This is a genomic window from Alcanivorax sediminis (genome assembly GCF_009601165.1).
GTDB lineage: Bacteria > Pseudomonadota > Gammaproteobacteria > Pseudomonadales > Alcanivoracaceae > Alcanivorax > Alcanivorax sediminis.
Genome location: NZ_WIRE01000001.1, coordinates 19852 through 41343, shown reverse-complemented (window position 1 = coordinate 41343; position 21492 = coordinate 19852). Strand labels below are relative to the sequence as shown.

Here is a 21492-nt window from a genome sequence, read left to right as displayed (position 1 = left end):
GCAGGTTTAACGGAGAGTATCCAGGTGGCAAAACGTCGTCCCCGTGGCCGTGATCTCAACGGCATTCTGTTGTTGGATAAAGTCGGTGGTGTCAGCAGTAATGGCGCCCTGCAGATGGCCAAGAAAATGTTTGCAGCGGCCAAGGCCGGCCACACCGGCAGCCTGGATCCGCTGGCTACGGGCATGCTGCCGATCTGCTTTGGTGAAGCCACCAAGTTCAGCCAGTTCCTGCTGGAATCTGACAAGAGTTATCGGGTGACAGCCAAGCTGGGCGTGACCACCGAAACCGGTGATGCCGATGGAGAGGTAGTTAAGACCACCGAAGTGACTGCTACTGCGGCCCAGATCGAGGACGCACTGATGTCCTTCGTTGGCAATATCGAACAGATTCCCAGCATGTACTCGGCCATCAAGCATGAGGGGGTGCCCCTCTACAAGTTGGCCCGGGAAGGTAAAACCGTTGAGCGCAAACCGCGCGCGGTCACTATCTATGACATCCGTATCCTGCGCATCGAAGGCGATGAGCTGGAATTCGAGGTGGACTGTTCCAAAGGCACCTATGTGCGCTCGCTGGTGGAAGATACCGGCGAGAAACTGGGTTGCGGCGGTCATGTGACCGTGTTGCGCCGACTGTCGGCGGGTCCTTATCCGACCGACAAGATGCTGACGCTGGAACAGTTGGGCAATATCAAGGCTGAGGGTGGCTTCGAGGCAATCGACGAACTGCTCTTGCCTTTATCGACCAGCGTGGCAGACTGGCCGCGCGTTGAATTGGGCGACAATGCCGCCTACTACATTCAGCAGGGTCAGCCAGTGATGGCCTCTGACCGTCCAGCGGATGGCTGGGTTAGTGTTTATCAAGCCTCCAGCGGCGAGTTTCTTGGCGTCGGTGAGGTATTGGAAGACGGGCGAATCGCGCCGCGTCGACTGGTTTCAAACTGAGTTGCCTTGTGGCGGCACGGGTTGGAAGGAACGACGGCAGCTATAAATATGCATGGCTGGCCGTGACATTCATTGTGCATATTGGAGAAATACCATGGCGTTGAGCGCTGAACAGAAAGCTGAAATCCTGAAAGAGCATGGCCAGAAAGAAGGCGATACCGGTTCCCCGGAAGTGCAGGTTGCCCTGCTGACCGCCAACATCAATGGTCTGCAAGGTCACTTCAAGGACCACAAGAAGGATCACCACAGCCGTCGCGGCCTGATCCGCATGGTAAACCAGCGTCGTAAGCTGCTGGACTACCTGGCCAAGAAAGACCGCACCCGTTACCTGCAGCTGATCGAGAAACTGGGTCTGCGTCGTTAAGATGCGGATCTGAGGTAACAGCAACAGAAGCTCGGCCTTGCCGGGCTTTTGTTGTTTCTGGCGGCCGGAATTTTGGGCCGCTTGGGGAGTGTGCCTGCGAGGGATTCAGGTTTGGGGCTCGCAAACGCCCACGGGCCGCCTCCCACAAGGGCCTTGTCCCAATTACCGGTTGGGCTGATGCGCCTGCCGGGCTATTATGCCCGGGCAAAAGAAAGATGTTGTCAGAGGCATGGGCCTCGAAGATTGTCGTGAAGAAGAGAGAAGAGACGAGATATGTTCAATAAAATCACCAAAGAAATTCAGTACGGCCGTGACACGGTCATCCTGGAAACCGGGCAGATTGCCCGCCAGGCGACTGCAGCTGTCATGGTTCGCATCGGTGCCACCGAAGTGCTGGTTACCGTGGTAGGCAAGAAAGAAGCCGATCCAAGCAAGAACTTTTTCCCCCTGACCGTTAACTATCAGGAAAAGACCTACGCTGCAGGGCGTATCCCGGGTGGCTTCCTCAAGCGTGAAGGCCGTCCCAGTGAAAAAGAAACCCTGACCTGCCGCCTGATCGATCGCCCGATCCGTCCGCTGTTCCCGAAGGGCTTCATGAATGAAGTCCAGGTCGTGGCCACCGTGATGTCCGTCGATAAGGAAAACGATCCGGATATCGCTGCCATGATCGGTACTTCCGCGGCTCTGTCTATCTCCGGTATTCCCTTCAATGGCCCCATCGGTGCTGCCCGTGTCGGTTTCAAGGACGGTATGTACATCCTGAACCCGAGCTACGCCGAGCTGGCTGACTCTGCACTGGACCTGGTGGTTGCCGGTACCGAGCCTGCGGTGCTGATGGTGGAATCCGAAGCGAAAGAGCTGTCCGAAGACCAGATGCTGGGCGCTGTGCTGTTCGGTCACATGGAAATGCAGCCTGTAATTCAGGGCATCCGTGAGTTTGCCGCCGAAGTGGGCACCCCGACCTGGGAGTGGACTGCACCGGCCGTGAACACCGAACTGAAAGAGGCCATCAAGGGCAAGTTCGAAGCATCCCTGGCAGAGGCCTACACCATCACCGAAAAGATGGCGCGTTACGCCAAAGTCGGTGAGCTGCGTGATGCCTGTGTTGCCGAATTCGCCACGGGTGAAGAAGGTGCGCCGGATGCGGGTGAAGTGAAGGACCTGTTTGCCAAGATCGAGAAGAACGTGGTGCGCGAAGCCGTGGTATCCGGCAAGCCGCGCATCGACGGTCGTGCCCTGGACGCGGTCCGTGCCATCGACTGTCAGGTAGGCACTCTGGCCAAGACTCACGGTTCTGCGCTGTTCACCCGTGGTGAGACCCAGGCCATCGTGGCAGCAACCCTGGGCGGCATGCGCGATGCCCAGTTCATCGACGCACTGGAAGGATCCCGTCAGGATCACTTCATGCTCCACTACAACTTCCCTCCTTACTGCGTTGGCGAGACCGGCATGATCGGTTCTCCCAAGCGTCGTGAGATTGGTCACGGCCGTCTGGCTCGTCGTGGTGTTCAGGCCGTGCTGCCTACTGTGCAGGACTTCCCTTACACCATCCGTGTGGTGTCCGAGATCACCGAATCCAACGGTTCCTCTTCCATGGCATCCGTTTGTGGTACCTCCATGGCGCTGATGGATGCGGGTGTACCGCTGACAGCCCCCGTGGCCGGTATCGCCATGGGGCTGGTGAAGGAAGAAGATGGTCGCTTTGCCGTGCTGTCCGATATCCTCGGTGACGAGGATCACCTGGGCGACATGGACTTCAAGGTGGCTGGTACCGCACGCGGTGTGACTGCCCTGCAGATGGACATCAAGATCGAAGGTATCACCGAAGAGATCATGGAGAAGGCACTGGAACAGGCTAACGCCGGTCGTCTCCACATCCTGGGTGAAATGGCCAAGGCCATCGGTGCATCCCGTACCGAAGTATCCGAGAACGCTCCGACCCTGCTGACCCTGAAAATCAACCCGGACAAGATCCGTGACGTGATTGGCAAGGGCGGCGCCACCATCCGTGCGCTGACCGAAGAAACCGGCTGTACCATCGACATCGAAGACGATGGCAGCGTGAAGATCTACGGTGATACCCGTGAAGCGGCTGATGAAGCGGTGCGCCGTGTGGAAGAGATCACCGCGGAAGCGGAAGTGGGTGTGATCTACGAAGGCAAGGTAACCCGTGTGGTCGACTTCGGCGCCTTTGTTGCCATCATGCCGGGCACAGAAGGTCTGCTGCATATCTCCCAGATCGCTGAAGAGCGCGTGGAGAAAGTGACTGACTACGTTAACGAAGGTGACCTGATCAAGGTCAAGGTCCTCGACGTAGACCAGCGTGGCCGCATCAAGCTGTCCATGAAGGAAGCCAAGGAAGACTGATTCCTGATCAGTTAACCGAAGCACAAAGAAGGCCGGCATTTGCCGGCCTTTTTTGTGCTGTCACACTGTGGTTTCCCCACTTAATCCTATTCAGTGGCGCTTGAAAAAGCCGATTGGCTCTTTTGGGGATCGGAGAGTCCGCTGATTCGGTTCCAGAAACTGAGATCCAAAATTTGACTGATACATTTATGACGTTGATGTTGCAGTCTTTTGTGCAAAAAGTAGAATTGCTCCCCTCAAAAAAACTCATCAAGGATTAGAGGGATAGAATGCAAAAGGTATTGGTTTTAGCTGCCGTTTTGATCGCGGCCTGTGTGCTGCAGGGGTGTACTTCTTTGGGGCGAGCAGATGAAGTGCGGCTGCGAGAATTAAATGCGGTTGGGATTCAAGACACAGATGTAAAGGTCAAGCATCCGGGGCTAGCTGCAGGCCTGAATATTCTGCCGGGCTTTGGTAACTTTTATCTTGCCGCGGGAACTAATGAAAGCGCGCAGTGGACTTACGGCTTTCTGAACTTGTTGCTGTGGCCTGTTTCTGTTGTGTGGGGGGTGCCTGAGGCTGCGATTGACGCGAATACCATCAACAAGAAAGAGACAGTGTATTACTACACCTACGACCCAATGGGTAAAAAGGAGCTGAAAGAACTGCAAGTCCAGTTTGAAGAGCCTTCTGACGTTGAAGATCAGGCCTCTTTGTAAGCTGACACAGTAACTGACGCTAGCCTGTGACATAAATGACAGGTAGAAAAAACGGCGGCCTTTTGGGCCGCCGTTTTTTTGGGGCTGATGAATCGTTACTTGTTAAGCCGCGTTTCAATCAGCTGATCTACCACGCCCGGATCGGCCAGGGTGGAGGTGTCGCCGAGGCTGTCCAGCTCGTTGGCGGCAATCTTGCGCAGGATGCGGCGCATGATCTTGCCGGAGCGGGTCTTGGGCAGGCCCGGTGCGAAATGGATCAGGTCCGGTTTGGCGATGGGGCCGATTTCCTGGGTGACCAGATCACGCAGTTCCTTCACCAGTTCATCGCTGCCTTCCTTGCCTGCCATCAGGGAGACGTAGGCGTACACCCCCTGGCCCTTAACGTCATGTTGGTAACCCACCACTGCCGCCTCGGAAATGCTCGGGTGCAGTACCAGTGCGGATTCGATTTCGGCAGTACCCAGACGGTGGCCAGACACGTTCAGAACGTCATCTACCCGGCCTGTGATCCAGAAGTAGCCATCCTCATCGCGACGGGCGCCGTCACCGGTGAAGTAGTAGCCCTTGTAGGCGCTGAAGTAGGTGTCGATCATGCGCTGGTGATCGCCATAAACGGAACGGATCTGGCTCGGCCAGCTGGACTTGATGGCCAGGTTGCCGGAGGTGGCGCCTTCCAGTTCATTGCCGTCCGGATCCATGAGAACTGGCTCGATGCCAAACATGGGCAGCGTGGCGGATCCGGGCTTCAAATCGACGGCGCCTGGCAGCGGCGCAATCATGATGGCGCCCGTCTCGGTCTGCCACCAGGTATCCACGATCGGGCAGCGGGATTCGCCCACAACCTTGTAATACCACTCCCAGGCTTCCGGATTGATAGGCTCGCCAACGGTGCCGAGCAGCTTCAACGTGGCGCGGGAGGTCTTTGTCACCGGCTCATTACCCAGCCCCATTAGTGCGCGAATGGCGGTCGGCGCGGTATAGAAGATATTGACCTTGTGCTTGTCCACCACCTGCCAGCAGCGGGAGGCGTCGGGGTAGGTAGGTACACCTTCGAACATCAGGGTGGTGGCGCCATTGGCCAACGGCCCGTAGACGATATAGCTGTGGCCGGTGATCCAGCCCACATCGGCGGTGCACCAGTAGATGTCGCCCTCGTGGTAGTCGAACACATACTTGTGTGTCAGTGCGGCGCTCAGCAGGTAGCCGGCGCTGGTGTGTACCACACCCTTGGGCTTGCCGGTGGAGCCGGAGGTGTAGAGGGTGAAGAGGGCATCTTCTGCTTCCACCCATTCCGGCTCGCACTCTGCCGAGGCGGAGGCAATGGCTTCGTGGTACCAGACGTCACGATCGCCATGCCAGTTCACGTCACCACCGGTACGCTTCACGGTGATGCAGGTATGTACAGTGTCGATGCCGGTCATGGCCTTGTCGGCATTGATCTTCAGCGGCACGGTTTTGCCGCCGCGGACGCCTTCGTCAGCGGTGATGACGGCACAGGCGCCGGCATCATTGATACGATCCTTGAGAGCTTCCGGCGAGAAGCCACCAAACACCACAGAATGGATTGCGCCGATACGGGCGCAGGCCAGCATGGCGTAGGCGGCTTCCGGGATCATGGGCATATAGATAACAACACGATCGCCTTTCTTGACGCCGCGGTCCTTTAGCACATTGCCGAACTTGCTGACTTCCTCGAACAATTCCTGATAGCTGATGTGCTTGTCCTGGTCGGGCTCGTCGCCTTCCCAGATGATGGCGGTCTGGTTAGCGCGCTCGGGCAGGTGGCGATCCACACAGTTGTAGCAGACGTTCAGCGTGGCGCCCTTGAACCAGGCGGCGCGGCCTTCTTTAAAGTCCCAGTCGCTGACGGTGTCCCAAGGTGTTTTCCAATCCAGAAATTCGTTGGCGCGATCCGCCCAGAAGGAATCGGGGTCGTTGATGGACTGTGCATAAAGGCGATCGTAAGTGTCGCGGTCCATCAGGGTCTGTGCCTTGAAGGCTTCTGGTACAGGGTGAATATTGGGCTTGGACATCAAGGGCCTCCTTGGAATACTGCCTCTGAGTGCCTGGTTGGCACCCGTTTTTCCTTCATTATTGTGAGTATCTCGTCCCTCGCCTATTCCACCATGGTCGTAGGGGGAGGCGGGGAGAAATGGGTTGAATCAAGAGTAAACAAAGCGTTGAGCAATGGCCAAGGTCCATTGCGGAAAGCGGTACAAAAGCAGCGATTTTTTTGTATTTTGGGCGAGAAAAAGGAAGCGGTTCGCTGTTGTGGCTGGCGAACGATGTTCATCAGGAGGCGGTGATCTTGTTCTGGATGACATAAAAAAACGCCGGCAAAAGCCGGCGTTTCAAATGTTCTTGCAGAGCGAGACAGGGATCAGGCGACCTGAACCGGAATCGCGTTGCTGGTGCCTTTGACAGCATTGCCTTCGCCCAAATAGATAAGGCTGGGCTTGAAGTTGATCAGCTCGGCGCTGGAGTAGCTGGCATAGGCGCAGATGATCACACGGTGACCAGGTTGAGCCTTGTGTGCAGCTGCACCGTTGACAGAAATGATCTTGGACCCGGCTTCGCCACGGATAGCGTAAGTTTCAAAACGCTCACCGTTGTCGATGTTGTAAATCTGGATTTGTTCGTACTCCAGGATACCAGCCATGTCCATCAGATCACCATCGATGGCGCAGGAGCCTTCGTACTCGAGTTCCGCATGGGTGACACGAGCCTGATGGAGTTTTGCTTTCAGCATGGTGCACTGCATCTTGGTTACCTCTCACACTACCCGAAGCCTGCAATTACAGGACGTTAGAACCAAGCAGGCGCTTCAAGGGGCCCGAAGTATGCACGAATCAAGGGTTGTCTACAACGGCCAGTGAGACATTGTCTATCAATCGTGTTTGGCCCAGTTTGGCGGCTACGGCAATCACCAATTGGGTGTCGCTTTTGGCCGCTGGTGCCAGGCTGCGGGCCTCGGCAATGGTCAGGTAATCCACCTGAAAGCCCGCCTCATTCAGCTGGTCGGCATAACGCTGTTCAAGGGCCCGATAGTCCCTTTCGCCTTGCTCGATCTCGGCGCGCAGGGCCTTAAGGTTGGCATAGATAGCGGGCGCTAGTTTGCGCTCACTATCGCTAAGAAATCCATTCCTCGAGCTTCGAGCAAGCCCATCGTCTTCACGGCTGGTGGGAGCGCCGACGATCTTGACCGGAAACAACAACTCTTCGCTCATGCGTCGCAGGATGGCCAGCTGCTGGAAATCCTTCTCGCCAAATACGGCCACATCAGGCTGAACGATATTAAAAAGTTTCGAGACCACCGTGGTGACGCCACGGAAGTGCCCTTCGCGGCTGGCGCCACACAGGTAGTCACCAAGCTGATCGACGTCTACCCAGGTTTGATTCTGTCCGAGCGGATACATGTCCTCGACGGCAGGGGCGAACAGGAGGTCGGCACCGGCATCAACCAGCTGGGCGGCATCGGCGTCCAGCGTACGAGGGTAACGGTCGAAGTCCTCATTGGGGCCAAACTGGGTGGGGTTCACGAAAATGGACACGACCACCTTGTCGCAGCGGGCCAGAGCTTCGCGTACCAGGCTGATGTGGCCACTGTGCAGGTTGCCCATGGTCGGGACAAAGCCCACGCTCAAACCTTCACGGTGCCAGCCTCGAACGACTTCGCGGACCTGGGAAACGGTATGGGCAGTTTGCATTAATGAACCCTCAGGAGCATGGCTGGGAGTGTTAGAAGCGAGTAACGAGTTTCGAGTTGCGAAAAGCGGGAAGACTACGCTGTTTCAGGTTTTCGAAACTCGCTTCTCGCAACTCGTTACGGTCTTCTAAAAACAGTGTTCGTCCGCCGGGAAGCTGACGTTCAGAACCGCTTCATGATATGCCTTGAATGCGCTCTGGATGTCAGGAGCGTCGACCATGAAGTTTTTCACGAAGCGGGCGGGCTTGCCCGGGCTAATGCCGAGCATGTCGTGCATTACCAGTACCTGGCCGTCGCACTCCGGGGCGGCGCCAATACCGATCACCGGAATACTCACGGACTGGGTGATGCGGGTACTCAGTGCGCGGGGCACGCATTCCAGCAACAATGCAGCAGCGCCGGCGCGCTCCAGGATGCGGGCGGCTTCCAGCATCTCTGCGGCGCTGTCGTCGTCTTTACCCTGAACCCGATAACCGCCCAGGGCATTGACTGCCTGAGGTGTCAGGCCCATGTGGGCACACACCGGGATGCCATTGCGGTTCAGGAGTTCGATGCTTTCTGCCAGCCAGGCGCTGCCTTCCAGTTTCACCATGTTGGCACCTGCCTGCATCAGGCTGGTGGCGCTCTCCAGTGCTCGCTCCACGGTGGCGGCGCCCATAAAGGGGACGTCGGCAATGATCAGGCTGCCCTTGTTGCCACGGGCCACGCACTCGGTGTGATACGCCATTTGTTCAAGTGTTACCGGCACGGTGCTGGACTGGCCCTGGATGACATTGCCGAGGGAGTCACCTACCAGAATGGCATCGATGCCAGCGTCAGAAATCAGCTGGGCAAAACAGGCGTCATAGGCGGTCAGCACGGAGAATTTTTCACCGTCCTGCTTGCGTTTCTGCAGGGTGCGAATGGTCACGGACATGGGATACCTCCCAGGGAAATTCAGGGGCGAGCTACAAGCTTCAAGCTGCAAGCTACAACGCGGTTGAGGCAGTCGGTTTTTGCGGCCTCTGTGTCCGCGCACCAGCTGGAGCGCGGCGTCCGGTCTCTAATGTCCGACGGCGCGCAATCGCGTTGTAGCTTGCAGCTTGAAGCTTGCCGCTCGAAGCTCGTTTTCAGTCGACCAGCGGCCGGGGGTTAAAATAGTGTCGCCCGGAGCGGATGTCCAGCAGCTCGCTGATCAGTTGCTGGTAATCACGATCATGGTTGACCAGGTCAATCTCGGCGGCATTAACGATCAGAAGCGGGCCGCGATCGTAAAAGTGGAAGAACTCGGTGTAGGCATTGCTGAGTTTATCCAGATAGTCCCCTTCGATGCGCTGCTCAAAATCATTGCCACGGAGACTGATACGCTGGCGCAGGACGGGGGGCGGCGCCTGCAGGTAGATCACCAGGTCTGGCTGGGGAGCGTCCAGTGTCAGGTGGTTATCCACGTTCCGATACAGCTCGAATTCATCTTCATCCAGGGTCACCTGGGCGAACAGACGGTTCTTGTCGATCAGAAAATCGGCAACGCGTGGGCCGGCGAACAGATCCTGTTGTTGAATCTGGCGTAGCTGGTCGGCGCGCTGGAACAGAAAAAACAGTTCGGTTTGCAGGGCGTAGCGGGCCGGGTCCTGATAAAAGCGGGTGAGAAACGGGTTTTCATCGGCCTGCTCAAGTAGCAGGTCGTAGCCGAAGGTCATGGCCAGACGTCGCGCCAGACTGGTCTTGCCGGCGCCAATGGGGCCCTCTACGGCAATAAAACGTGGCAGGTTGCCAGCCTGTCGGCGCTGCTCGATCTTTTCGGTGAGACTTTTCTCATTCAATGAGTGCATCGCAATCCAGTTCTTCCAGTGGCGAGAGACGCTGTTCCCTGACCTGCTCCAGAAAGCTACCGAGTGGGGTGCCATCGGGCAAGAGGGCGTGTGGAGAAATCTCCAGCAGTGGTTGAAGGACGAAGGCGCGGTTCACCATCTGTGGGTGAGGAACCTGCAGATCCGGGGTGTTGATGCACTGATCGTCGATCAACAGGATATCCAGATCCAGTGTACGCTCGCCCCAGTGGCGCAGGCGCTGCCGGCCCCCGGCAAGCTCCAGTGCCTGCAGGGTGTGCAGCAGATCATGGGCCGCTCCGGCAAAGCGCACCAGGGCGACGGCATTGACGTAGTCCGGCTGATCCTGGGGGCCGATGGGTGCGCTGCGGTACAAGCGAGAGTGATGCAGTAGTTGCAGCCCTGGCATTCGCTGCAGCGCACAAAGGGCGCTGATCAGGCGTTGTGCCGGCTGGTCCAGATTGCTGCCGAGTCCGATAAAGGCCTGCATGACGGGTCTCTACCTGCGTGATGGGGAGGGGAGGCTGAACGGCGGCGGGGGCCGGCTTTCAGCTGTCTGCCTTGGGCTTGCGTGGGCGGCGACGGCGGCGCTTTTTGGCGGGCCCCTGATTGCCCAGATCGCTGACCATCTGACGGCGACCGGGCTCATCTTCTTCCTGATAGCGGGTCCACCAATCACCCAGCCCAGGTTTGATTTCGCCAGCTTGCTCTCGCAACAGCAGGAAATCATAGGCCGCGCGGAAGCGCGGGTGCTCCATGAGCGCGTCGGCGCGTCGGCCTGCTCGTTTGTCCATGCGCAGCTGCAGCTCCCACATTTCCCGCATCACGGTTGAGAAGCGACGCGGGATGGCCGTGTGCTTGATCTGGTCATTGAGAGCCCGGGTAGCAGCCTTGTGCAGGGCCTGGGCCGGAGGCAGGCCGCTGGACAGGTAGCCACCCATGCGCTGCTGAATTTCCGGCCACAGCAGCACTGCGTAGATAAAGGCGGGGGTAACCGGCTTGTCCACGGCCAGGCGGCGGTCGGTGTTATCCATGGCAGCCAGCAGCATGTCTTCCCAGACCGGGCCTTGTTCGCCATCCAGCGCCGCCTGTGTACCAGGGAAAAGGAAGCGGAACAGATGCAGGTTTTGCAGCTGTTCATAGGATGCTCGGGCATGGCCGCTGAGGAACAGCTTTAATACTTCATCGAACAGGCGGGCAGAAGGCACCTGCAACAATAGCTCGGCCAGTTCCGGGATCGGGTCGGACGTGGCCTTGTCGATGTGAAAGCCCAGCTTGGCGGCAAAGCGGGCGGCGCGCAGCATGCGTACCGGGTCTTCTCGGTAGCGGGTCTGCGGATCGCCGATCAGGTGAATGCGTTTATTCTCGATGTCCTGCAGGCTGCCGGTGAAATCATGCAGGGTGAAATCAGCGATGTTGTAATAGAGTGCGTTGCAGGTGAAGTCGCGACGTTGGGCATCTTCTTCAATACTGCCCCAGGTATTGTCGCGCAGTACCAGGCCGGTTTCTTCGTGGGCATGATGCTGTTGCTTGTCCGGGTTTTCATCCTTGTTCATGGCCCGGAAGGTGGATACTTCGATCACTTCCCGGCCAAAGCGAACATGGACGATCTGGAAGCGGCGGCCGATGATGCGGCTGCGCTTGAATATACGGTGTACCTGTTCCGGTGTGGCGTCAGTGGAAACGTCAAAATCCTTGGGCTCGCGACCGCTGAGGATGTCACGCAGACAGCCGCCCACCAGAAATGCCTCAAAGCCAGCCTTGTGCAAACCATAAAGCACGTTGAGGGCTGCGCGGGAGATTTGCTGGCGGGAGATGGGGTGTTGATCGCGGGGGATAACCTGGGGGGAATTTGTTTCCGTTTTATCGGAACCCTTTCCAAACCACCCTGTCACATGTTCCAGAAGCTGGTTGAGCCAGGTGATGATGCTTTTTATAAGCTTGCGGGGCATGCGTGAATGTCCGGACTCAGAGAAGGAAGCAGTAAAGCGGCGATGTTAGCACTTTTTTCTCGCCGGGTGACGGATTCGTCACGTATACTCTGCAATTGGGTTTTGAGGAGCCCAAAAGTAAAAAGGAGCCACAACCGAAGTTGTGACTCCCATATTTTGCGCTGATTCTGTTGTTATTATTTTTTGTGTTGTTATCTGCCTAGTGCTGCGAGCAGCACTGCATTGGCTCGTGAAATTCTTCTTATTCTTTCTTGTTGTTATTTTTGAGCCGTTACGCCGTTTGTTTTTGTTGTTTGCTGGCGTGGGATTCATAGTGCCTGCCGACCCGACTCAATGCAACAATGCCAAAATCTCTTTAAAAACAGCATGTTGCAATGCTTTTGTGAAATGCCCCTTGAATCTACCCTGGTGAGGGTAACAACAGTGTTACTTTTCTGGGTAGCGAGGTAACACTTGAACCGGATTCTGGGTAAATTAACGAAAATCGGAGAAATGAGACCTTTGGTCGCTGCAATTTTTTGATTGACCAAAGTGACGGGCGAGCCAGATTAAAGGGTCAATGGCAAAGCTAAAATACAGCGATGCTCCTGATTTAACGCCTGCTGCCGCCTTTTTTGCGTGGAATGCCCAGTCGCTGGCGCCGCTCCCACAAGCTTTTTCTGCTAATGCCCAATTTCTGCGCCAGCTCTGTCTCGGTCATGCTGTCCTGGTTTTCCATGACAAAACGGGTGAAGTAATCCTCCAGAGAGAGGTCCTCACTCGGATCCAGGCTGGCACGGCTGACCCGCTGCGGGGTCCGATTAGGATTCAGGCCCAGCTGTGCGGGGCCAATGCCCTCTTCCTCAGTGAGGATGATGGCCCGCTCAATAACATTCTCCAGTTCCCGCACATTGCCCGGCCAGCTGTAGTTATGCATGGCCTGGCGTGCCGATTCCGTGAAATGCAGCCCGGGGCGGTTCAGTTTTTCACAGCCGCGTGCCAGCAGGGCGTCAGCCAGCAAATCCAGATCATCCCCGCGCTCCCGCAAGGGGGGCAGGGTCAGTTCCATCACGTTGAGGCGGTAATAAAGGTCCTGGCGGAAGGTGCCTTCGGCCACTCTTCCTGGCAGATCAAGCTGGCTGCTGGCCAGCACCCTGACATCGACCTTGCGGGGGGCCAGAGAGCCTTGACGGTGTATCTCGTGATGCGTCAACAGGGTGAGGAGGCGGCTCTGTACTTCGCTGGCCAGTTCTCCGATTTCATCCAGAAACAGGGTGCCGCCGTCAGCTTCTTCGATACGACCCGAGTTGGCGTCATCGCCGAACAGCTCGGTAATTTGCAGATCGCGGGGTAATGCGGCGCATTGCACCGACACCATGGGCCCGGAGGCACGTTCACTATTCTCATGCAGGGCTCGGGCGGTGAGCTCCTTGCCGGTGCCTGCTTCCCCCATGATCAGGACCGGGGTATTGGTGGGGCCCACCCGGCTGATGCGGTGCAAGAGCTCCTGCATGACGCCACTGTCGCCGACCATGTTGCGAACCGGATAGCTGCGTTCAAGGTCGCGGCGCAAGGCGCGGTTGCCACGGTTGAGGCGGCCTTCCTTGAGCACCCGGTCCACGGCCAGCAGCATTTCATCATGATCGAAGGGCTTGGGGATGTAATCCACGGCGCCCTGGCGCATGGCATCCACGGCAGAACGAAGACTGGCATAACTGGTCATGATCAGCACAGGGGTGCTGCCGGCGGCCTCGATCATGTTGGTGCCGGGTTCTCCCGGCAGGCGCAGGTCGCTGATGATGAGGTCAAACTGATTGAGGTTGTTTTCGCGAGCCTGCTCTACGGATTCGGCTTCTGCCACCGAGTGGTCGTGACGTTCCAGCAGTTTTCGCAGTGCGCCGCGAATCACGGGTTCGTCTTCAACAATCAGGATGTGGCTCATGTATTACGGGTTCCTGTACTGACCGACAAAAGCTTCCGGGCTGCATAGTTTGTATGGCAACGCTACCAGGAAAATACTACCTCAAGATGGGGTGCTGTGGTTTGGCAGTCGAATAATAAAGCGCGTGCCGCCTTGCTCGGTAATCGGGCTTTCCACGCTGATGCTGCCAAAGTGCTCCTCGATAATACTGTACACCAGCGCCAGGCCAAGGCCGGTGCCGCGGCCCGGGCTTTTGCTGGTTACGAACGGTTCAAACAAGGCGTCACGCACTTCCGCCGCGATGCCATGGCCCTGATCTTCCACTGCTATTTCCAGCCAGGGGGCCTGGGTTGCACAGCTAATAACGATGGGCTGATTGGGCTGGCAGGCGTCGGCAGCATTGCCAAGCAGGTTGATGAAGACCTGTAGCAATCGTTGAGGATCGCCTTTAACCCAGCTGTCGGACGGGCAGTGATTTTCAAATTGTTGCTGACGGTGATCCGGATCAAGCAGCAACAGCGAGATGGCTTCATCTACCGTATCGCGAATGCTCACCGGAACATGCTCACTCTGGCGAACGCTGCCAGAGTGGCTGAAGGTCACCAGAGATTCCACGATGCGGGTGATACGTCGAGTCTGCTCAAGAATCTGCTGGCTGGATTCCATCTGTTCGCGGGCATCGCTCTCACTGTCCAGATTTTGTGCCAGACAGGCGATGGCGGTAACCGGATTACCGATTTCGTGGGCAACCCCTGCAGCCAATCGGCCAATGGAGGCCAGGCGTTCATTGTGGGCCAGGTGGGCTTCCATATGGCGCAGTTCGGTAATGTCCTCGATGACCAGCACCTGACCTCCGGCCTGCTCGGCCGTGCCCACACCCATGACCGAGGATTTGTGCAAACTCAGCCAGCGAGTCTGGCCGTCCATTTCCAGCGACTGCTGGGGTTGGTGTGGGCTGGGGTCGCGGCTGAACCGGGTCAGGAATTCGCCCCAGGGATTCTCCAGATCGGCCAGACGGGAGCCGATGGTGTCGGCGGCGGGAATGCAGGTCAGCGCTTCCATGGCCTGGTTCCAGCCGATGATTTCATCGTCCGCGCCGAGTGAAATCACCCCCATGGGAAGCTCCAGCAGAGTTTGGCGATGAAAACGACGTAGCCCATCCAGTTCTGCAGCCAACCCTGAAAGCCGGTCGCGATATTGCTCGAGGCGGGACTCGATGAACTGGATGTCCTCGCTGGTACTCTGTTCTTCCTTCGGCAGGTAGGGCAGATGATCATCCATCAATTGATGAGATACGGAGGGGCCGAGCAGGCCGGACAGGTTGGTTTCCAGCTGGTCGCGCAACCGGCGTAGAGCATAAGGGCGAGCCTCGGTGCGAGGCAGTCGCAGGTCCCTCAATGCCATCTCCACTTCGCGGGTGGCAGTGATCGGGCCCAAGGGCATGCTCAAGGCGTCAATGAAATCATCCACGCTCTTGGCTTCCAGTTCCCAGCGATAGGGGCGGCGCAGGCTGTCCACAGCGCAGGCCTCGGCGGCATTTTTCTCTGCCCGCGACATGGGGGTGACGATGGAAACAATGGCAAACAGCAGGCCGTTGGCAGACACCGAGGCAATAGCCACATGGTGCCACTGGCTGGCGCCGCTCTGGTAACGCATGCCGGCCAGTTCCATCAGCTGAGGGATTTGCAGGCTGGGATAGGTAATGGGCAGCACGAGTAGCAACAGCCACAGCAGGAAACCGACAATCAGGCCGGCAAACAAACCATTGCGATTGCCGGTGGGCCAGAACAGCGCGCCGATCAGGCCGGGAACAAACTGCAGGGTAGCGACAAACGACAGCACGCCCAGCTCCACCAGCGTGTGATTGGCGCCGGTGAAGCGATAGAACAGATAAGCCAGTGCCAGGATGGCGGCAATCAGAGTACGCCGGGTCCACAGCAGGTTGCGGTACAGGTTTTGTCCCTGGCGCAGGGGGCTGGCAGGCAGGATCAAGTGGTTGAGGCACATGCCGGACAGGGCCAGGGTGGCGACAATCAGCATGCCGCTGGCACCGGCCAGGCCGGCTATGTAGCCCAGTACGGCACCGTAGCCGCCGGTAACCATGCCAATACCCAGGGCGTAGTAGTCTGGTGGGGTGGGGGCGTTACTGGCGGCGGCTGCCCACAGAATCACCGGCACGCACAGGGCCATCACCAGGAACATCAGAGGCAGTGCCCAGCTGGCCGTAATCAGTGCGCGCGGGTTGAGGTTCTCGGTAAAGGCCATGTAGAACATGTGTGGCAGCACTACAGCCGACACAAAGAAGGCCATGATCATCGAGTGCCAGGTGCCGTCCTGCAGCGGGTAATAAAGACGGGCCAGCATCTCTGGATGCTCATCCAGCCAGCGCCCCAGGTCCCCCGGGCCATCGAAAACGCCATACAGTCCCAGCAAGGCCACAGCCCCAAAGGCCAGAAGTTTAATCAAAGACTCGGTGGCAATGGCCACCACGAGGCCTTCGTGCTTTTCCCGGGCCGTGGCGTGGCGAGCGCCGAACAGGATGGCGAAGATCACCATCATCAGGCAAAAGCCGCCGGCCAGAGAGCGCGGATCATCCGTGCCGGTGAGAATCTGAATGGATTCGCCCACCGCCTTGAGCTGCAGTGCCAGTAACGGCAGCACCCCGATCAGCATGATGATGGTCGTCAGGGCCCCCGCCATGCGGCTGCGATAGCGGAAGGCAAACAAGTCGGCCAGCGAGCTCAGTTGATAGGTGGTCGTGAGACGGAGAATCGGAGCCAGCAGAATGGGGGCGAGCAGGAAGACCCCGGAAATCCCGAGAAAATACGACAGGAAGTTGTAGCCAAACTGGTAGGCATAGCCGACGGCACCATACACCGCCCAGGCGCTGGCATAGACCCCAAGAGAAAACACATACACCGCCGGGTGGCGCACCAGCCGTGAGGGAAGCCAGCCCCGCTCCGTGATCCAGGCGACCAGAAACAGAAACAGCAGGTAACCGCCCGCGATGGCGATCAGTTCACTGACACTATAGACCATCAACGTCTTTGCTCTTGGCGATCCAGTAACTCAGGGCAATCAGGCCCAGCCAAATGAGATAAGGCCGATACCAGGCTCGACCGCCTTCACTCCACCAGTCGATGATGGCGGGGGAAAGCAGATAGGTTCCCAGGATAAAAATGATCAGCAGGCGATCGGTATACATGGTGGTTTTGCCCCTTCAAGGCGAAGAGCATACGTCAGGTGGGGGAGGTGTGTAAAAGCGGGGGGGGCAGTTGACAGTGGCCAGTTGATAGTTGGCAGCGAAAATCAAAACCGGGGCCTGGCTCGGGGTGGGTGAGTTGAAAGTTGAAACGCGGTGCAGGTTGCTGCGGGTGCGAAGGTTGTGCCCGCGACTCAGGGTTTGGGCGCGGGCACGGCGGGGAAGCAACCTCAACCCCATCTCGCGTTTCAACGTTGAACTTTCAACTCGCTTGGCAAGGGTTGCTGGCGGCCGGGAGGCCAGTGGTGTTCAGGGTAATGCAGTTTGCCCCATTCCAGCAGTGTGGCTGGAGGTGCGGTCAGAAGATCTGTTGGCGGTTGCAGGCCGATGCAGTGCAGGGCTGCAGTGAGTAGCTGACTGGCATGAGCTGGGTCAAGCGCTTCACTACCGCCGGACTTGGACAGTTTGGTGTCGCGGCCATCGATGATGACCGGCAGGTGAGCGTAATGCGGGGCGGGACGGCCGAGGCATTCCAGCAGCCAGCGCTGGCGCAGGGTGGAATCGATGAGGTCGGCGCCACGCAGCACATGAGTAATGCCGTCGTCAGCGTCATCCAGGGCGCAGGCCAGTTGATAGCCATACAGACCATCGCGACGGCGGATCACAAAGGCACCGCCATCCTCGTGGAGGTTGTTGCAGACTTGGCCCTGGATGCCATCGTCATAGCACAGTTCACGATCCGGCACCGCCAGACGGATAGCGGCATCTTGGCAGGGCGGGGTAGCAGCGGTGATGCCAGGATGGTTGTGATCAAGCGCCGTCAGCTGCTTGCGGGTGAGCGTGCAATGGAAGGCGTTGCCCTGCGCGAGCAGATGATCGACGGCGGCCTGGTAGGCAGCGTGGCGCTGGCTTTGATAACGCACCGAGCCATCCCACTCCAGGCCGAATTGTTCCAGCTGCGTCAGAATGGTGTCGGCGGCACCGGGCACTTCCCGCGGCGGATCCAGGTCGTCCACGCGCACCAGCCACTCCCCGCCCCGAGACCGCGCTTCCAGCCAACTGGCCAGCGCAGCCACCAGCGAGCCGAAATGCAGTGGGCCGGAGGGGGTGGGGGCGAAACGTCCGCGATAGGTCATAAAACAGTGAACAGTGAATAGTTAACAGTGAACAGCGGCGGGCCTGAAGAATGCAGTGGAGTAAAACGCAGGAGGCCGCGCACAGAGTGTGGGCGCGGCCTCCTGTATAGCAAAGAGCAAAAGCCCGCTACCGCGAGCTGTTCACTATTAACTCTTCACTGTCTTTAGCCTGCCAGCTGCTTTTCCTTGATTTCCGCCAGTTCCTTGCAGTCAATGCACATCTCTGCGGTGGGGCGGGCTTCCAGACGGCGGATGCCGATTTCGATACCGCAGGCTTCGCAGTAGCCGTAGTCGTCCTTGTCGACCAGATCCAGGGTTTTTTCGATCTTCTTGAGCAGTTTGCGCTCACGGTCACGGGTACGCAGTTCCAGGGCAAACTCTTCTTCCTGGGTGGCGCGGTCGGCCGGATCAGGCAGGTTGACCTGCTCATCCTGAAGGTGGTGCATGGTGCGATCAGCTTCTTCCATTAGCTCCTGGCGCCAAGCCAGAAGAATCTTGCGGAAGTGCTCACGCTGGCTCTCGTTCATGTATTCCTCATTTGGCTTGGGCTGGTAGGGCGCGAAGCCGTGCAGCTGAGCCATGGAGGAAGCGGATTTGGATGACTTTTTCACGTTCTTTTTTACCTGAGCAGAAGAGGTGGATCGGCTCGGCGACAGTCCATTGCCGGCAGACGCTGTCCTTGCGGCACCGGAGTACGATGTGCTGGTGGCCGCAGAGGCGCCTGCGGACCGTGCCTTCCCGGAGGTAGGCAGCTTTGTTCTTGGTGCAGCGGGTGCTGCTTTCTTGGCCGCGGCTTTTTTCGCCGCTGGCTTGGCAGTGGCGGCCGGTTTGGCTGCCGCTGCTTTGGTTGTCTTGGGCTTGCTGGCGGGCTTGGCAGCCGCCTTGGTGGCTGCGGGCTTCGCTGCTGGCTTGGCAGCAGGTTTCTTCACTGTCGCTTTCTTCGCCGGCGCCTTTGCCGTGGCGGTTTTCTTGGCAGTGGGTTTTGTTGCCGCCTTTGCTGCAGGCTTTTTCACTGCTGCCTTCTTGGCTGCGACTTTCTTTGCAGGCGCCTTCTTTGCAGCGACCTTGGCCGCTGCCTTCTTGGCGGGAGCCTTCTTCGCTACAGTCTTTTTCGCTGCAGGTTTGGCTGCCGCTTTCTTGACCGCTGCTTTTTTCGCGGGAGCTTTCTTGGCCGCTGCCTTCTTTGCCGCAGGCTTGGCTACAGCTGCTTTCTTGGCAGGCGCTTTCTTGGCTGAGGATGCAGAGGCTTTCTTGCTGGCTGCAGTTCCGGTGGTTTGTTTTTTAGCCGCCGCTTTCTTCGGCGCTTTTTTCTTGCCGGTGGCCATTTTCAGTAACTCCCTTAGCATCGTCTTGACTCTCTGTCCTGTGCCCGAACTTCCCGCGAGGGCATAATGTAATCTTCGACCTTACCCCTTATAGGCAAGTCTTGTCACCAATTACAGGGTCTGCCGCAGGGAGGGAGCCTGATTGATGAAAATCTGGCCGATTATAGCCATGCCGGCAGTGCATGGAAGAGGAAACTTGCTATGAGCCAATTGTCCCGATACGCCAGTGAAGTGCCGCCTTTTCATGTGATGGCTCTGCTGGAGCGTGCCCAGCAACTTGCCGCCCAGGGCCGCGACGTTATTCATCTGGAAGTGGGGGAGCCGGATTTCGCAACCCCGGAACCGGTAATGGATGCCATCCGTGATGCCATGGCCCATGGTCAGACTGGCTACACGCCTGCTGCGGGTCTACCCGCTTTGCGTGAAGCCATTGCAGCGGACTACCGGGACCGCTTCGGTGCGGCAGTATCTCCGGGGCAGGTGGTGGTGACGCCGGGGGCGTCCGGCGCCCTGCAATTGGCGCTGGCGGCACTGATCAATCCTGGCGATGGTGTGCTGATGCCAGACCCGGGCTACCCCTGCAATCGCCAGTTTGTGCGCCTGGTGGGGGGCGAGGTGCAACCGCTGGTGCTTTCTGCGGACAATCAATTCAGCCTGTCTGAAGAGAAATTAATGGAGGCATGGCAGCCCAATACCCGGGTCGCCATGGTCGCCAGCCCGGACAATCCCACCGGCAATATGCTCCCCACTGAAATCCTGGCCAGGATGGCTGTCGCAGTCAAAGGCAAGGGAGGTACTTTGCTGGTAGACGAGATCTATCAGGGGTTGTGCTACGGCCAGCCCGCCAGTTCGGTGCTGGCGGTGACCGATGATGTGGTTGTCATTAACAGTTTCAGCAAGTACTTCTGCATGACTGGCTGGCGCCTTGGCTGGCTGGTGGCGCCACCGGCGCTGGTGCCGGCCATTGAGCGGCTGGCACAGAACCTGTATCTGGCGCCATCGACACCGGCACAATACGGCGCCATGGCAGCACTGGAAGAAGCCTCGCTCAGTATTCTGGAGCAGCGCCACCAGCTGCTGGCTCGTCGTCGTCAGTGCCTGCTCAATGGTCTGGCCCATCTCAAGGTGCCAGTGGTATCCCGTGGAGATGGTGCCTTTTATCTGTATGCCGACGTGAGCGCCTGGACCGATGACAGTTTTGCTTTTTGTGCGGATTTGTTGGAGAAGGCCGGGGTCGCCATGACGCCGGGGCTGGATTTTGGCCAAGGGCATGACCACCGTCGTTACGTGCGCCTTGCCTATACCTGTTCGGAGTCTCGACTGAGCGAGGCTCTGCATCGTATCGAGCATTATCTGGAGTCGCTGTGAAGTTTGATCCGCCACTGGAAACGGTGACCCTCCTGCGTCGCTACAAACGCTTCATGGCGGATGTGGTTCGGGCTGACGGCTCGGAGATTACCGTGCACTGCCCGAATACAGGTTCCATGAAGAACTGCGTGCTGGGCGTACCCCAACAGGCGTTGATTTCCGACAGCGGCAATCCCAAACGCAAGTATCGTCATACCCTTGAGGCGCTGCAGGTGGCCCACGGGCACTGGGCGGGAGTGAACACCAGCCGCACCAATGCACTGGTCGAAGAGGCGGTTCGCGCGGCGCGCATTCCTTCGTTGGCGCCTGAGGATGGTGTCGAGCGTGAGGTGAAATATGGCGACAGCCGTTTTGATCTGGCGCTGGGCGACCGAGCCGACCCGCATACCTTTATCGAGGTGAAAAACGTGACCCTGGGGCCCGGCCCGGAGGAGGCCGACGATGGGGTGATTGCCTTCCCGGATTCGGTCACTGAGCGTGGCCAGAAACACCTCAAGACCCTGATGGAGGTGGTGGCGTCCGGCAAGCGCGCCGTGCTGGTATTCTGCGTTCAGCACAGCGGGGCGATGGCTGCCCGGCCCGCGGACGAAATTGATGTGCGTTATGGCGAACTATTGCGAGAAGCCGCTCAGGAAGGAGTGGAAGTGCTGGCCTGGAAAACGGCCATGTCAGGGCAGGAATTTACCCTGACTCAGGCTGTTCCGATTCTGCTTTGACCGTTGCG

19 protein-coding genes are annotated in these 21492 nt (G+C 58.2%); 7 read left to right on the top strand and 12 right to left on the bottom strand.

Annotated features, from left to right (window positions below; translation table 11 throughout):
- The first annotated feature begins 24 nt into the window (after positions 1-24).
- The 4 genes from truB to GFN93_RS00175 all read left to right on the top strand — a co-directional run bounded on the left by truB (position 25) and on the right by GFN93_RS00175 (position 4371).
- Complete coding sequence (gene truB / locus GFN93_RS00190) at positions 25-942, top strand: tRNA pseudouridine(55) synthase TruB (protein ID WP_328594044.1); 918 nt, start codon at positions 25-27, stop codon at positions 940-942.
- 94 nt (positions 943-1036) lie between these two features.
- Entirely contained in the window at positions 1037-1306 is a 270-nt protein-coding gene (rpsO, locus tag GFN93_RS00185) for a 30S ribosomal protein S15 (RefSeq protein WP_153498448.1), read from the top strand.
- Positions 1307-1579: 273 nt separating this feature from the next.
- Entirely contained in the window at positions 1580-3673 is a 2094-nt protein-coding gene (pnp, locus tag GFN93_RS00180; RefSeq protein WP_153498447.1) for a polyribonucleotide nucleotidyltransferase, read from the top strand.
- A 269-nt stretch (positions 3674-3942) separates the two neighbouring features.
- Positions 3943-4371, top strand: a complete 429-nt coding sequence (locus tag GFN93_RS00175) for a hypothetical protein (RefSeq protein WP_153498446.1) — start codon at positions 3943-3945, stop codon at positions 4369-4371.
- Positions 4372-4466: 95 nt separating this feature from the next.
- Here GFN93_RS00175 and acs read toward each other — a convergent pair whose 3' ends face one another.
- The 12 genes from acs to dksA form a co-directional block, all read right to left on the bottom strand.
- Positions 4467-6404 (bottom strand): acetate--CoA ligase, encoded by a 1938-nt coding sequence (gene acs / locus GFN93_RS00170; RefSeq protein WP_153498445.1) that lies wholly within the window; start codon positions 6402-6404, stop codon positions 4467-4469.
- A gap of 347 nt (positions 6405-6751) precedes the next feature.
- Positions 6752-7132, bottom strand: a complete 381-nt coding sequence (panD, locus tag GFN93_RS00165; RefSeq protein WP_153498444.1) for an aspartate 1-decarboxylase — start codon at positions 7130-7132, stop codon at positions 6752-6754.
- An 88-nt stretch (positions 7133-7220) separates the two neighbouring features.
- Entirely contained in the window at positions 7221-8078 is an 858-nt protein-coding gene (gene panC, locus GFN93_RS00160) for a pantoate--beta-alanine ligase (protein WP_153498443.1), read from the bottom strand.
- A 126-nt stretch (positions 8079-8204) separates the two neighbouring features.
- Positions 8205-8993 carry a 3-methyl-2-oxobutanoate hydroxymethyltransferase gene (gene panB / locus GFN93_RS00155; RefSeq protein ID WP_153498442.1) on the bottom strand — a complete coding sequence of 263 codons (789 nt, stop codon included), beginning with the start codon at positions 8991-8993 and terminating at the stop codon, positions 8205-8207.
- A 193-nt stretch (positions 8994-9186) separates the two neighbouring features.
- Positions 9187-9888 (bottom strand): deoxynucleoside kinase, encoded by a 702-nt coding sequence (locus tag GFN93_RS00150; RefSeq protein WP_194285720.1) that lies wholly within the window; start codon positions 9886-9888, stop codon positions 9187-9189.
- Complete coding sequence (gene folK, locus GFN93_RS00145) at positions 9872-10375, bottom strand: 2-amino-4-hydroxy-6-hydroxymethyldihydropteridine diphosphokinase (RefSeq protein WP_153498441.1); 504 nt, start codon at positions 10373-10375, stop codon at positions 9872-9874. Before folK ends, GFN93_RS00150 begins: the two co-directional genes overlap by 17 nt.
- 58 nt (positions 10376-10433) lie before the next feature.
- Entirely contained in the window at positions 10434-11837 is a 1404-nt protein-coding gene (gene pcnB, locus GFN93_RS00140; protein WP_153498440.1) for a polynucleotide adenylyltransferase PcnB, read from the bottom strand.
- A 592-nt stretch (positions 11838-12429) separates the two neighbouring features.
- On the bottom strand, positions 12430-13758 hold the full coding sequence (locus tag GFN93_RS00135) for a sigma-54-dependent transcriptional regulator (protein WP_153498439.1): 1329 nt from the start codon (positions 13756-13758) through the stop codon (positions 12430-12432).
- A gap of 81 nt (positions 13759-13839) precedes the next feature.
- Positions 13840-16776, bottom strand: a complete 2937-nt coding sequence (locus tag GFN93_RS00130) for a sensor histidine kinase (protein ID WP_153498438.1) — start codon at positions 16774-16776, stop codon at positions 13840-13842.
- The gene (locus GFN93_RS17210) at positions 16766-16942 is read right to left on the bottom strand and encodes a hypothetical protein (RefSeq protein WP_007149317.1); all 177 of its coding nucleotides are present in this window, start codon (positions 16940-16942) and stop codon (positions 16766-16768) included. The genes GFN93_RS00130 and GFN93_RS17210 overlap by 11 nt, the downstream gene beginning before the upstream one ends.
- A gap of 245 nt (positions 16943-17187) precedes the next feature.
- Positions 17188-18075 (bottom strand): tRNA glutamyl-Q(34) synthetase GluQRS, encoded by an 888-nt coding sequence (gene gluQRS, locus GFN93_RS00125; RefSeq protein WP_153498437.1) that lies wholly within the window; start codon positions 18073-18075, stop codon positions 17188-17190.
- Positions 18076-18239: 164 nt separating this feature from the next.
- Complete coding sequence (gene dksA / locus GFN93_RS17250; RefSeq protein ID WP_153501731.1) at positions 18240-18656, bottom strand: RNA polymerase-binding protein DksA; 417 nt, start codon at positions 18654-18656, stop codon at positions 18240-18242.
- Between the two features lie 118 nt (positions 18657-18774).
- Here dksA and GFN93_RS17245 point away from each other — a divergent pair, with 118 nt between their 5' ends.
- The 3 genes from GFN93_RS17245 to sfsA all read left to right on the top strand — a co-directional run bounded on the left by GFN93_RS17245 (position 18775) and on the right by sfsA (position 21484).
- The gene (locus GFN93_RS17245; protein WP_208993705.1) at positions 18775-19467 is read left to right on the top strand and encodes a hypothetical protein; all 693 of its coding nucleotides are present in this window, start codon (positions 18775-18777) and stop codon (positions 19465-19467) included.
- A gap of 134 nt (positions 19468-19601) precedes the next feature.
- On the top strand, positions 19602-20768 hold the full coding sequence (locus GFN93_RS00110) for an aminotransferase class I/II-fold pyridoxal phosphate-dependent enzyme (RefSeq protein ID WP_153498436.1): 1167 nt from the start codon (positions 19602-19604) through the stop codon (positions 20766-20768).
- A complete protein-coding gene (gene sfsA / locus GFN93_RS00105) occupies positions 20765-21484 on the top strand; it encodes a DNA/RNA nuclease SfsA (protein ID WP_328594034.1) in 720 nt (239 codons plus the stop codon). Before GFN93_RS00110 ends, sfsA begins: the two co-directional genes overlap by 4 nt.
- Positions 21485-21492 lie beyond the last annotated feature (8 nt).